This window comes from Acinetobacter sp. G18 (genome assembly GCF_052660225.1).
Genome location: NZ_CP109658.1, coordinates 1410169 through 1423624 on the forward strand (window position 1 = coordinate 1410169; position 13456 = coordinate 1423624).

Annotated in this window: 12 protein-coding genes; 6 read left to right on the top strand and 6 right to left on the bottom strand. The window is 38.1% G+C overall.

Annotated elements, in window-relative coordinates; genetic code table 11:
- The first annotated feature begins 210 nt into the window (after nucleotides 1–210).
- Genes pgaA through pgaD form a run of 4 tightly spaced genes read left to right on the top strand, consistent with a single transcriptional unit; the run spans nucleotide 211 to nucleotide 6186 of the window.
- Nucleotides 211–2649, top strand: a complete 2439-nt coding sequence (gene pgaA, locus NE363_RS06695) for a poly-beta-1,6 N-acetyl-D-glucosamine export porin PgaA (protein ID WP_445536077.1) — start codon at nucleotides 211–213, stop codon at nucleotides 2647–2649.
- Entirely contained in the window at nucleotides 2649–4478 is a 1830-nt protein-coding gene (gene pgaB / locus NE363_RS06700) for a poly-beta-1,6-N-acetyl-D-glucosamine N-deacetylase PgaB (RefSeq protein ID WP_445536078.1), read from the top strand. The genes pgaA and pgaB overlap by 1 nt, the downstream gene beginning before the upstream one ends.
- The gene (gene pgaC / locus NE363_RS06705; protein WP_445536079.1) at nucleotides 4478–5725 is read left to right on the top strand and encodes a poly-beta-1,6-N-acetyl-D-glucosamine synthase; all 1248 of its coding nucleotides are present in this window, start codon (nucleotides 4478–4480) and stop codon (nucleotides 5723–5725) included. Before pgaB ends, pgaC begins: the two co-directional genes overlap by 1 nt.
- On the top strand, nucleotides 5722–6186 hold the full coding sequence (pgaD, locus tag NE363_RS06710) for a poly-beta-1,6-N-acetyl-D-glucosamine biosynthesis protein PgaD (RefSeq protein WP_004700853.1): 465 nt from the start codon (nucleotides 5722–5724) through the stop codon (nucleotides 6184–6186). Before pgaC ends, pgaD begins: the two co-directional genes overlap by 4 nt.
- 40 nt (nucleotides 6187–6226) lie before the next feature.
- Here the strand turns inward: pgaD and NE363_RS06715 are convergent, their stop codons facing one another.
- The 4 genes from NE363_RS06715 to NE363_RS06730 all read right to left on the bottom strand — a co-directional run bounded on the left by NE363_RS06715 (nucleotide 6227) and on the right by NE363_RS06730 (nucleotide 9232).
- Complete coding sequence (locus tag NE363_RS06715; RefSeq protein WP_445536080.1) at nucleotides 6227–6790, bottom strand: flavoprotein; 564 nt, start codon at nucleotides 6788–6790, stop codon at nucleotides 6227–6229.
- Nucleotides 6791–6937: 147 nt separating this feature from the next.
- Nucleotides 6938–7942 (bottom strand): LLM class flavin-dependent oxidoreductase, encoded by a 1005-nt coding sequence (locus tag NE363_RS06720; protein WP_445536081.1) that lies wholly within the window; start codon nucleotides 7940–7942, stop codon nucleotides 6938–6940.
- Between the two features lie 133 nt (nucleotides 7943–8075).
- Entirely contained in the window at nucleotides 8076–8576 is a 501-nt protein-coding gene (locus tag NE363_RS06725) for a hypothetical protein (protein WP_445536082.1), read from the bottom strand.
- Nucleotides 8577–8812: 236 nt separating this feature from the next.
- A complete protein-coding gene (locus NE363_RS06730; RefSeq protein WP_445536359.1) occupies nucleotides 8813–9232 on the bottom strand; it encodes a glycine zipper domain-containing protein in 420 nt (139 codons plus the stop codon).
- Between the two features lie 398 nt (nucleotides 9233–9630).
- On the opposite strand from NE363_RS06730, the gene prfA reads away from it, so the two are divergent.
- A complete protein-coding gene (gene prfA / locus NE363_RS06735; protein WP_002049300.1) occupies nucleotides 9631–10719 on the top strand; it encodes a peptide chain release factor 1 in 1089 nt (362 codons plus the stop codon).
- Nucleotides 10719–11534: a peptide chain release factor N(5)-glutamine methyltransferase gene (gene prmC / locus NE363_RS06740; RefSeq protein ID WP_445536083.1), complete on the top strand. Its 816-nt coding sequence runs from the start codon at nucleotides 10719–10721 to the stop codon at nucleotides 11532–11534. The genes prfA and prmC overlap by 1 nt, the downstream gene beginning before the upstream one ends.
- A gap of 2 nt (nucleotides 11535–11536) precedes the next feature.
- Here the strand turns inward: prmC and NE363_RS06745 are convergent, their stop codons facing one another.
- Entirely contained in the window at nucleotides 11537–12376 is an 840-nt protein-coding gene (locus tag NE363_RS06745) for an ABC transporter permease (protein WP_445536084.1), read from the bottom strand.
- Between the two features lie 3 nt (nucleotides 12377–12379).
- A complete protein-coding gene (locus NE363_RS06750; protein WP_022575493.1) occupies nucleotides 12380–13354 on the bottom strand; it encodes an aliphatic sulfonate ABC transporter substrate-binding protein in 975 nt (324 codons plus the stop codon).
- Between the last annotated feature and the right edge of the window lie 102 nt (nucleotides 13355–13456).

The following is a 13456-nucleotide window of genomic DNA, read 5'->3' on the forward strand; positions in this document are numbered from 1 at the left end:
AAAATAAGATTTTTGAAAAGAAATGTATATAAACTAATAATCTATGTTTTTATAAATATTTGTTTTTAGTTATTTTTTAAAAATACAAATACTTTTTTTATTCATATTTTACATTTGTTGTAAATATCATGCGCATTTTGATTATTGTGATGAAGTTCACATTTTTAACTATAATTTCCCATCTCGATATGGGACTATCCGATTATCAAAATGCTAAAAAAATGTGTTTTTTCATTGGTATATCTCTTGCCAATTCAATTGTACGCCGCTCAAGTGGATGTCTTGCGTGAGCAGGCTATTCAAGATTATAGAGCAGGGCAAACTCAACACGCTGTTTATCAGCTAGATCAATTGTTAAAACAGTATCCACATGATCAAAAATTGTTGGCTGATTATTTAATTGTTATGTCTAATGAAAAAAAGGATCTAACTAAATTTACAGATTTATTGGTAAATATTAATTATGTGAATTTTCCGGAATATGCAGAGCTACCTTTAATTCAAAATTTTCGAGATTTTAAATATTTTAAAATAGCGCTTGAATGGGCAAATAAGCTTAATATTCAAAAAACGATTGATGGGCGCATTTTATTATCTGTTTTATATGCTGAATCGCAAGACACAGTGAATGCTAAGACTCTGTTATCTAAAATCAATATTAAAAATTTAAATGCTGATCAATTGGTACGTATTGCATATGCTTACCGTCTAATTAATTTGCCTGTAGATGCTTTATCTACAATTGAGCATGCTTATCAGCAACAACCTAAGTCTTCATCCGTTTTACAAGAGTATATCTATGACTTGATTGCTATTGGTGCATATAAAAAAGCTCAGCAATTACTCCAAACAAGCGAAAAAAATCAGCAAACTGCGCAATTACAGCAAACTTTACAAGTCAGTGAATTTTCTCAGCAGGTCAATAATGCAATTACCCGTTATAAATATTTAAATCGCCAAGGCTTATCAGATACAGAAAGTTTTGCTGAATTAGATAGCGTGTTAGAAAAGGGGCAAAAGTTACAACAGCAAATAAAGCCAGAAGATCCTAACTATTTAAGGTTTCACTACGATTATTTATATGCATTAGATTTTAGAGGGCGAGCAAAAGCGGTTTTAGATAATTTTACTCAATTAAATATTCCGCTTGAGAAATTACCTGCATATGTACGTCATGCAATTGCTGATAGTTATTTAGCTAAGCAAAAGCCGAAGCAAGCTGAACTTGTTTATAAGACACTTTTAACCGAAAAAAATTATCCGGATATGATCGTCTATAGCGGGTTGTATTATTCTTATATTGAACAAGAAAAATATAAGGAAGCGGAACAGCTTTTGGCAAAAGTTGATCATCTTATTCCGACTTATAAATATAGTCAGGCAAAGGGTGTAGATAAAACTAGTCATCCTGACCGAGACGATTATATTGCTTTAAAGGGAATGCATTTAGCTTATGCAAATCATTTAGATCAAGCTGAAAAACACTTTCAAAAAACAGTAGAGCAGGCACCTGCAAATGAGAGTTTGATTAATAACCTTGCCCGCGTAGAGCGCTGGAGAGAAAAGCCTTTAGAAGCAAAAAAAACAATTTCTCGTTTAAATGGTATAGATCCGATTGCTAAAGATACTCGCATTAATGAAATGCAAAATGCTCAGGCTTTAGGTGATATCCAGACATGGCGTAAAACAACGCAAAACTTAGTGCAGTTTTATCCCGAAGATAGTGGCGTTATTAAAAGCCGCAAAGAGTTGGATGATCGTAATAGAGCTACGATTTCACATTCAACGACTTGGGGCCAAAGTAAAGCTAATAATAGCGATTCTGTAAGTGGACAAAACGGTTTAAAAGACCGTGAGATGGAAACTCGCCTTAATAGCCCGTGGATAAAAGATAATTATCGTTTATTCGCTTGGCATCAAGATCGTTATGGCGAATACAATTTTGGCGACGTGCATAACCAGCGCTATGGTGTTGGGGCCGAATGGCAAGCCAATCGTAAGGCGTTATCTGCGATCTTGTCGCAAAGTACAGATGGCGGACAAGCTGGTGTTCGTCTTGATTGGTCACAGTGGTTAAATGATCACTGGCAGTATCAATTGCAATATAACAGTCAGGCTGACATCCCTCTACAAGCGATTGATGCAGGAGAAGATGGTCAATCTTATCGAGCTGCATTGACATGGCAAAAGGATGAATCTCGTCAAATTGGCGCAAGTTACGGTTTAACTGATATTAGTGATGGCAATAAACAACAAGAATTTTCAACTTTTTGGCGTGAAAGACTATTTGCAGCGCCGCATCACATTACTTATGGCACCGTCCGTGGTTTTTTCGGCAGTAATAGCCAAGATCAAACTGCTTATTTTAGCCCAAGTTCGCATTACAGCGCCGAGTTGAACTTAAGTCATGACTGGGTGACTTGGCGTGAATATGAACGTTCATTTAAACAGCATTTCGAAGCTGGGGTGGGCCTTTATAAACAAGCTGATTATTCCACTAAGCCAACCTATTCTTTGCAGTATCAACATCAATGGCAGCTATCACGGACATGGCAACTCAATTATGGAATTGGCTGGCAATACCATCCTTACGATGGACATGCTGAACAGCATACCTATGGTATTTTCGGATTTGAAGGGCGTTTTTAATGAATAATTTATTTTCAAAAGTGTTGGGCTGTGCTTTGGCCTCGACATTGTTACCTCTGCAATTTGCATATGCCCAGATAGAAAAAGATTTACCAAAAAATCATGTGGTTTCTTTAACTTTTCATGACGTCAGAGATGATGTTTTAAAAGAGGGAGATCGGGATATTTATGCAATTCAAACTAAAAATTTAGCGCAGTTTTTTGACTGGCTCAGTCAATCTGACTGGAAGCCAATACGATTAAAAGATATTCAAGAGGCTCGTAAGCAAGGCAAAGAGCTACCTCATAATGCTATTTTGTTAACCTTTGATGATGGTGCTTTAAGTAGCTACAGTCGTATATTTCCACTGCTTAAGCAATATCAGATTCCGGCAGTTTTTGCACTCCCAACCAGTTGGCTAAATGGTAATACAAAAGCTGGCTATGAAGCCTATGGACAAGGGAACTTGGTCAATTGGAAGCAAGTACGAGAAATGCAGGCTTCTGGCTTAGCTGAGTTTGCAAGCCATAGTGATGATTTGCATCATGGTGTGCTTGCTAACCCTCAAGGGAATGAACAACCCGCAGCAACTTCTTATATGTATTTAAAATCACAGGCGCGTTATGAAACGGATGCGGAATATCAAGAACGTATTTTGAAAGATTTAAAAAAATCTCATGATGTCTTAAAAAAAGAATTGGGTGTAGAGCCGAAAGCGATTGTATGGCCGTATGGTGCGGTAAATCAGCAGTTAGAAAAACTAGCTCAACAAGCAGGGTTTACTTTTTCTTTTAGTCTTGGACGTGATGGGGTAAATCAGATTAATGATCTGACCTTTAAACGTAGTCTTATGGTTGATAACTCTACAGCTGAGCAGCTATCGGAGACGTTGCTTAATATTTTGAACTCTGCAGAGAAAGATTTGTATAAGCAGCCAAAACATTTTGTGAGTATGGATTTAAAGCAATTAGCTGCTTCAACTAATACTCAGTCAGATGAAAAATTAGGGGTATTGTTATCAAAACTTTATAGCTTAAAAAACAATACGCTGATATTGAAGCCTTTAGATGACCAAGATGGAGATGGACAATATGACGTTGCTTATTTCCCAACAACTCAAATGCCAGTTAAGCAAGATATTTTGAACCGTAGTTTATGGCAGGCACAAACTCGTGCAGGTCAGGCGGTTATTTTAGAACTACCTATTTATCCTCAAAAAAATAAACCATTTTTGGTGGCAGATTTAGCTAAGGATATTGCGCGTTTTAATAGCAATTTAAGTGGTATTCAGCTTAATGCCGGAACTGCTTTAAATTGTGCAATGCAAAACACAACGCTGAACGAAAGCAACTGTGTTGAACAAGTAACGCAATTATCACAACTGAGTCAACTTACTCAAAAAGCTGCAAAGCCTTATTTGAATATGAGTAATCAGGCCCAGTTTAGTTTGTTGCTGACACCAGACTTAGAGCACATTGAACAGTTACCAGTGCTTTTAAAATCACTATTAACCCAACATGATTTAGTGAACCTAAAATTTAATATGGTTGGTAAGCAAAAACAATTTAAACAAGCCTTAGAACTTTTAAATACTCTTGATGCCAAATACAAACAACGAATTATGCTGACATTAACATTGCCAGAAAATGACCAGAGAAATGCTTGGCAAGAAGTAAAACAAGGCCTTTTCGATATTCAGCGCATAGGTATTCAGAAATTTGGTGTTGATGGCTATAACACTGAAAATGCAAAAAATGTTCATGAGTATTTATATAACCCAATGAGCTTAAATTCCAGTTCTGTGATGTATCAGCCCTTTGCAGGTCTAGCGACTGAGGGGAAAAAGTAATGAGAGTATTACTCGATATTCTATTTGCTTTTGCCTTTTTATATCCCTTACTGATGGCTTGGACATGGATGGTAGGTGGCCTCTGGTTTTTCTTTAAACGGGAATACCATGAGCAACAGTTACCTGAGCCCTCAGGTGAAGGGTGCAGTATTATTATTCCTTGCTTTAATGAAGAAGCTCAAGTGCGGCAAACCATTCGTTATGCCTTGCAAACAAAATATCCAAATTTTGAAGTGATTGCTGTAAATGATGGTAGTAGTGACAGAACAGCAGAGATTCTTGATGAGTTAGCAGCGCAAGATGCTCGTCTGAGGGTTGTGCACTTAGCAGAAAACCAAGGTAAGGCAGTCGCTTTAAGATCAGGAGTGTTAGTAAGCAAATACGAATATTTAGTTTGTATTGATGGGGATGCTTTATTACATCCTCATGCTGTACTTTGGCTCATGCAGCCATTTCTGAAATTTCCGCGTATTGGGGCCGTCACCGGTAACCCAAGAATTTTAAATCGCTCAAGTATTTTAGGGAAATTACAGGTTGGGGAGTTCTCTTCAATTATTGGTTTAATTAAGCGAGCACAGCGCACGTATGGCCGTATTTTTACAGTATCTGGGGTAATTGTAGCGTTTAGAAAAACAGCCCTAGCTCGTGTCGGTTTTTGGTCTGATGACAAAATTACTGAAGATATTGATATCTCTTGGAAGCTTCAAATGGACCATTGGGATATTCAATATATTCCTCAAGCGCTTTGTTATATCTATATGCCTGAAACTTTTAAAGGTCTTTGGAAACAGCGGTTACGCTGGGCACAAGGTGGGGTAGAAGTCTTATTAGAATATATTCCTAAAATGTTCAAAGTTCGCTTGCGCCGTATGTGGCCAGTCATGCTTGAAGCTTTAGTCAGTATTGTTTGGTCATATGTGATGATCTTTATTTTCTTACTTTTCTTGATTGGGCTTTTTATTGAATTACCTCAGCAGTGGCAGATCAATTCTCTAATGCCACAGTGGTATGGCGTGATATTAGGTGGAACATGTCTCATCCAATTTTTAGTCAGTTTATGGATCGATCATCGTTATGACCGTGGGCGTCTTTTTAGAAATTACTTTTGGGTAATTTGGTATCCGTTGTTTTTCTGGTTACTAACGTTATTTACCAGCGTGGTTGCGGTACCTAAAACTATATTTAATACAAAAAAACGTGCCCGCTGGGTTAGTCCCGATCGAGGCTTCCGTGGAGATAATTCATGAAAAATGAAGAAAATACTGACGTAGAAGTTTTAGATATACCTGAATATATTGATCAGCCTGAATATGTAAAAAATAAGACCGCGAACTATACCTTGCAAACAATAGGTTGGTTTTGTTTAATGTGGCTGCTTTTTCCACTGGTTTCTTTATTTTTGTGGTTTTTTGAAGGACATCTTATTTATGACTATGTGTGGGTAGATCATATTTCGGAAGTCAAAACTTTACTGCATTTACTTCTTTTAATTTGCTTAAGTGCTTTGGTTCTAATTTTATGGGCAAGTTATAACTGGCTTAGATTTCATGGTGATGATCGACGTAGTAAAGCGCCAAATAGTTCTGATGATTTATTGGCTTTTAAATTTACAGTAAGTACAGCGTCATTATCAGAATTGCAAAAAGCTCAACGTGTCATTCTGCATTATGATGAGCATGGGCATTTGCAAAAATATGATTTGAACTGAATGAAAAAAGCATGGTATTTCAACCATGCTTTTTTTATTTTTAAGATGTTGTTCTAATGATGACATCAATAGGATGTTGAGTACCATCCATACTATAAATAGCTGTTTGAGTAACTTTGATAATTGGCCAAGTTTGCAATTTACAATTTGATCTTTGCAAGGCCGAATAGTAGCTATCAGATTTAAAAAAGGTTTTATTGGCTTGTACTGTATTAGGCATTAAAAGTCGTCTCAGCCATATTTCATTTACTTGAGTTTCAAGAAAACGTAGAGCTAGGATGCTTTTAACCCGATTGTTAAATAACCTCCGGTTTTTGGCAATCAGTGGGTGGGTAATGAGGCGATGTATGCCGATTTGACTATGGGGCAAAATAAAATGTGGTGTAATTTGAAATACAGTTACAAATTTTGCTTGTTGGCAAATTTTTTCTAAGTGCGTGACAGTTTCCTGATCTGTTCCAATAATCGCTACATTTAAATTAGAAAAATCATATGCTTTGATTGTATTTGATAAAAGAATTTGACCAGTAAAGGCGTCAAAATCCTGAACTGCATTTTGAAAAGTAGCTGATTTGGCAACATTATTTTTAAGTTCAATACTCATTTTCCAAAAGTCCTTTTGGTTTTCATTTATGATGATTTTTTATCGTTTTAATATAAATAACCAAGCAAGTAGTTTGGGTAAAGTATTTTCAGATAGATGGTTATCTCATGCTTGAAACCTATTCAAGCATGAGACTTTGTGTATGTATTAATTGTTTGATTTTAATTGCATTAATTGAGTAAAGCTGTCTAAACGTTTATTTGTATCATAGACGTCACAAGTAAAAATAAACTCATCGACTTCATATGTAGCCAAAAGCTTTTCTAAACCTGAGCGTACTGTTTCAGCTGAACCGATTTGGGCCATCTGGTAGAAATTTTCAACAGAAAGCTGTTCTGCTGTGTTCCATAGTCCTTGCATTGATGTAACTGGCGGTTTGAGTTTCAAACTTTCACCACGAATTAATCCTAAAACACGTTGGTATGCGCTTGTTGCTAAAAACTGTGCTTCTTCATCTGTATTGGCAACCACAACAGGTACACCCATGGAAACATAAGGCTTGTCCAAATATTCAGAAGGTTCGAAATTTTCATGATAAAGTTCGATCGCTTGACCAAGCATACGTGGAGCAAAATGTGATGCAAATGAGTAGGGTAATCCTAGTTTCGCAGCCAATTGCGCGCTGAATAAGCTTGAACCCAATAACCAGACAGGTACATGAGTATTTTGTCCAGGAGTGGCAATAATTCTTTGGCCGGGTTGAGGTGCTTTAAAATATTGCAAAATCTCAACAACATCTCTAGGAAACTGATCTTCGGTTTCCTGATGCCCGCGACGTAAGGCACGCATAGTGACCTGATCTGTACCTGGAGCACGACCTAAACCTAGCTCAATACGATTTGGATATAAGGTTGCTAATGTACCGAATTGTTCTGCAACCACTAACGGTGCATGGTTTGGTAGCATGATACCACCTGAACCTAAACGAATGTGCTGGGTATGAGCCGCGATAAAGCCAAGTAAAACAGCAGTTGCTGAACTCGCAATTCCATCCATATTATGATGTTCTGCAAGCCAAAAACGGTCATAACCTAATTTTTCTGCATGTTGGGCGAGCTCTAATGCATGACGTAATGAAAATTCGATTGTTTTATCATCACGTATAGGAGCAAGCTCCAAAATTGAAAATTTGGTGTCTTGAAGTGATCGCATGCGATATTCTCAAAAAACATTATATCGAAATAATACGATATAAATGGAGTGATGTATATCGTTTTTTTTCGATATAAATTTTACTCCCAAATAAAAAGCACCGCTAGGGTGCTTTTTAATATCTGTATACCAATTAGTGGTGTTTATACCAACCACGGTGTAAGCCATTATCATGACGATAATAAGCACGATCATCACGATCATAGCGACGATCGTAACGGCGGTCATCACGATCATAACGACGGTCATAACGGTCATCATAGTTACGGTCTTGACCAACTTTACGACCTAAAGTAGAACCACCAGCTGCACCCACTGCTGCACCAATGTAACCACCGTTTGTACCACCCATGTTTTTACCAACGGTATAACCAGCACCACCACCTAAAGCGCCACCAATAGCAGCTTCTGTACGATTACGACGGTCACTTGCTGCAGCCGCACCACCAGCACCACCTAAAGCAGCACCAATTGTTGCACCAGATGTACCACCGATACTTTTACCTATTGCTGTACCTACTACACTACCTAGAGCAGAAGTTGCCGCTACACGGGTACCATTATCTGCATGTGCAACTGACACCATAGAGGTTGTTGCGATTAATGCACTTGCTAACCAAATATTCATTTTCATTTTGGAACTCCATGCTCATTTTGCTGAAGAGCAATCTTTAATATCTTGAGCTAAATGTAATTAAAAATTTCGTGAAAATTATGGAGAAGGGCCATGCTGATACGATAGTTTTGTGTCTGCTTTGTATGGTTTATATTAAGATGTGAATAAATCATGAACGATATATCGGGGGATGGCAAAATTTTGACTATAAAAAAACACCCGAAGGTGTTTTTAAATCTATGTCTTCACTGTGATTAGTGGTGATGACGGTGTTTTTTCTTCCAGTGCTTAGAAGATCGATCATAATCGCGGTCTTTAGAAATTTTATTACCTAAAGCACCACCACCTGCCGCACCTAAAGCAGCACCGATGTATCCACCGTTTGTACCACCCATGCTTTTACCAACAGTATAGCCAGCACCACCACCTAAACCACCGCCAATTGCAGATTCTGTACGGTGACGACGATCACTTGCAACTGCTGCGCCACCAGCACCACCTAAAGCAGCACCAATTGTTGCGCCAGATGTACCACCCATGCTTTTACCAATTGCAGTACCAGCAACACTACCTAAAGCCGAAGCAGCTGCTACGTGAGTTGTATTGTCTGCATGTGCTACAGTCATCATAGAAGTAGCTAAAACAGTACTACATAATAAAGTATTTAATTTCATCATTTACTCCATGTCCCAAGTTGCAGGACCTTATATCTTTCGTTACGGCAAATGTAACAAAACACTTCTCTTCAAATGTGGAGAACCATCACTCGATTATTAGAGTTTAGTGTCTCGTTTGTATGCTTTCTATTAAAACAGAATGGAAAACCAACAATCTTGTCTAAAAACTGAACAATAAAAATTAGTGAACGTAAGTCATAAGTGTTTGAGAGGGACAATATATAATTTAATAGGTTTACAGATGATAGATAGACCTTTCTAAAGTTCAGGAATTAAAGGATTACATATGTCATTTAATCAGCATAATCTGTAAACTATGCGCTATTTTTATGATTTGGCTTATCTTCTTATATTTATCTAGATAAGTTTTTTGGACTTTTGAGATATTTCCTCTTATGAAAGCGTCACTCCGTTTACGACTTGATCAACTCTGTGATCGTCATGAAGAACTTACCGCATTGCTTGCAGATGCAGAAGTGATTTCCGATAACAAACGTTTCCGTAAACTGTCTCGTGAACATAGTGATTTAACTGAAATTACAGAAGTTTGGGGCAAATACCGTCAAGCAGAAGAAGATATTGAAACTGCTGAAATGATGAAGTCAGACCCTGACTTTAAAGATATGGCAGAAGAAGAAATTCAAGCGAATAAAGCATTGCTTGAAGAACTAGAAAGCCAGCTCAATATCTTGATGATTCCAAAAGATCCAAATGACTCTAATGCTGCATATTTAGAAATTCGTGCCGGGACGGGCGGTGATGAAGCTGCAATTTTCTCTGGTGATTTATTTCGCATGTACAGCAAATATGCCGAGACACAAGGTTGGCGTATTGAAGTCCTTTCTGAAAATGAAGGTGAGCATGGCGGCTTTAAGGAAGTCATTTGCCGTGTAGATGGTGATGGTGTGTATGGCCGCTTAAAGTTTGAAAGTGGCGCGCATCGTGTACAACGTGTGCCAGCAACTGAATCACAAGGTCGTGTGCATACATCGGCTTGTACAGTGGCAATTCTGCCTGAAATTGATGTTGATACTAACGTTGAAATTAACCCGGCAGACTTACGTATTGATACTTACCGTGCGTCAGGTGCGGGTGGTCAGCACATTAACAAAACCGATTCGGCCGTGCGTATTACCCATATTCCAACAGGTACAGTGGTTGAGTGCCAAGAAGAACGTTCACAGCATAAAAACAAAGCTAAAGCGATGGCCTTATTAGTATCGCGTTTAGAAAATGCGAAACGTGCAGCAGCCGATGCAGCGACTTCTGAAATGCGCCGTGATTTGGTTGGTTCTGGTGACCGTTCTGAGCGTATCCGTACTTATAACTATCCACAAGGTCGTATGACGGACCACCGTATTAACCTAACTTTATATAAGTTAGACGCGATTATGGAAGGTGATTTAACTGAATTGCTTGATAGCTTACATCGTGAATATCAGGCAGATCAGCTTGCAATGCTTGCACAGGAAAATGGCGGCTAATGAATATTGCTCAAGCGCTTGCAATTCGTGGTGAGCCTGACAGTTATGAACGACAGGAAAATGCTTGGTTACTTGAGCATTTTCTAAAAATCAATTCGCTTGAATTAAAGTTTAGACTTGAGCAAGAGTTAACATCTCAGCAAGAGCAAGACTACTTGGCTGGTCTTGAGCGTATTCAAAATGGTGAACCTTTAGCCTATGTGACAGGTTCGCAGCCATTTTGGACGCTTGATTTAAAAGTAACGTCAGATACTTTAGTACCACGTCCAGATACTGAGGTTTTAGTTGAAACTGTTTTAAATCTAAATTTGCCAAAGAATGCAAATATTGTGGATTTGGGAACGGGAACGGGTGCAATTGCGCTTGCATTGGCAAGTGAACGTCCGAACTGGCTGGTAACAGCAACAGATATTTATGCGCCTACGTTAGAAGTTGCAAAAGAAAATGCACAAACACATGGCTTGCAACATGTGAAGTTTGCTTGCGGTGCTTGGTTTGAAGCATTAGAGCCACAACAATTTGATTTAATTGTTTCTAATCCGCCCTACATTGACCCAGAAGATGAACACATGCAAGCTTTGGCAACAGAACCACGCCGTGCATTGGTTGCAGACCATCAGGGATTGGCTGATATTGAAATTATTATTGCTCAAGGGAAAAACTGGTTAAAACCTCAAGGGTGGATTGTACTTGAACATGGTTATGATCAGGGGCAAGCTGTTCGAGATATTTTCACAGAGCATGGTTTTAGCCAAATTAAAACTATTCAAGACTATGGCCAAAATGATCGAGTCACTTTGGCATGCTGGATTTAAAATTACTTTTGTAGTGTATCCCGCCAACGTAATAACCAATTTTCGATAAATTTCATTAAGGTATCGGTTACTTTACCCAGTAGGGCTAATAAAATAATTGCAATGATAACAATATCAGGTCGAGATGTTTCTCGGCCATCACTGAGTAAATACCCAATTCCTTGAGTGGCTGCAATCAGTTCAGCTGCAATCATAAACATCCACGATAAGCTTAAGCTGTTGCGTAAACCCGTTAAAATGCCCGGAGATGCTGCTGGTAAAATAATAGATATAATCCGCTGAAAAACATTAAGCCGATAAACTTTTCCAACTTCAATGAGCTTTCTATCTACGTTATGAATTGCTGCAACTGTATTGGTATAGGTTGGAAAAAATGCTCCAATTGCAATAAGCGTAATTTTTGAACCCTCATCAATTCCTAACCAAAGTAATAGCAGTGGAATCCACGCAAGACTTGGGATCGACTTAATTGCTGAAAAGGTCGGTTCTAAATAAGCTTCTGCTTCTTTACTTAATCCCACCCAAATCGCAAAAGTTAAACCTAAACCGCTTCCTATAATAAAGCCGAATAGAACACGCCATGTACTAATATAAATATGGGCAAATAGGTCGCTATGAGCTAAATCTAAAAAAGATTGCCATAAACTAGTCGGTGCAGGGAGTAGATAAGCATCGATATAGCCATTTCTGACTAAAAACTCACAAGCCGCTAAAAAGATGAGGGGAATGAGTAGCGCTTTAAACCACCGTGTAAATTTATGGTTTAGATGCTTTTTCTGAGATTTTAAAGCCTGCTGAGCTAAGAAATGATTTAGCTCAGCTTTGTTAAATGAATCACTCATAAACTATTTCACGACTTTTTGAGCAAAACGTGGGTCTAACAACTGATCAACCACTTGATTGACATTGGTACCTTTTCTAACCAAGTCTTCTTCTGTCAAAATTTTTCCAGAACGCTTTAGCGCTTGTGCTTGAGTTGCTGATGGAATGCTTTGATCAAAGTTGGTTCGGCTCAGTTGTAGTTTAGCCACAGGTAGAGGGAGTTTTGATTCTTGAGCTAAAAGTGCTGCTACTTTATCTGGATTGGCTTTTGCCCATTTTCGGGCTTGTTCGTAGGCTTTAATAACGGCTTCTACCGCTTCAGGGCTTTGCTTTGCAAAGTCTTCTTTCACGCTAAGCACGCTATAACTATTAAATGCTACATTACGATAAAGTAATTTCGCGCCCGATTGAATTTGAGCTGAAGCCATTAATGGATCAAGCCCAGCCCAAGCATCTACTTGGCCACGTTCTAATGCGGTTTTACCATCTGGATGTTGTAAATGGACCAGTTGTACATCGCGTTTACTCAAACCGACAGTATCTAGTGCTTGTAGTGTAAATAAGAAAGGATCTGTTCCTTTGGTAGCTGCAATTTTCTTACCTTTTAAATCTTTTAGGCTTTTAATTGGTGAATTTTTTGCGACAACAAGCGCGGTCCATTCCGGTTGGCTTTGTACATAAACCGTTTTAATTGGACTACCATTTGCTCGACTTAATACAGCAGCTAATCCAGCAGTAGAAGCAAAATCGATACTATTACTGTTGAGATATTCTAATGAGCGGTTACTGCCTTGACTGAAAACCCATTTAATTTGAGTATTTGGAAGTGCTTTTTCAAGAAGTTTTTGATCTTTGACCACCAAACTGGTTGGGGCGTAGTAAGCGTAATCAAGTTTAAGCGTAGTCGGAATTGCTGCAAAAGTAGATGAAGCAAATACAAACCCCAATGTTGATGCCAACAAAGTCTTTGGTATAGAAAATTTTGATTTTAAAGACATGATAAAAATAAAACCGAAATGAAATAATAGAACATCCTTTCATGTGTTTAGTGGCTTACAAACTTAGTTATTTTGATTTGTAAATCAGTTTGAAAGATAAAA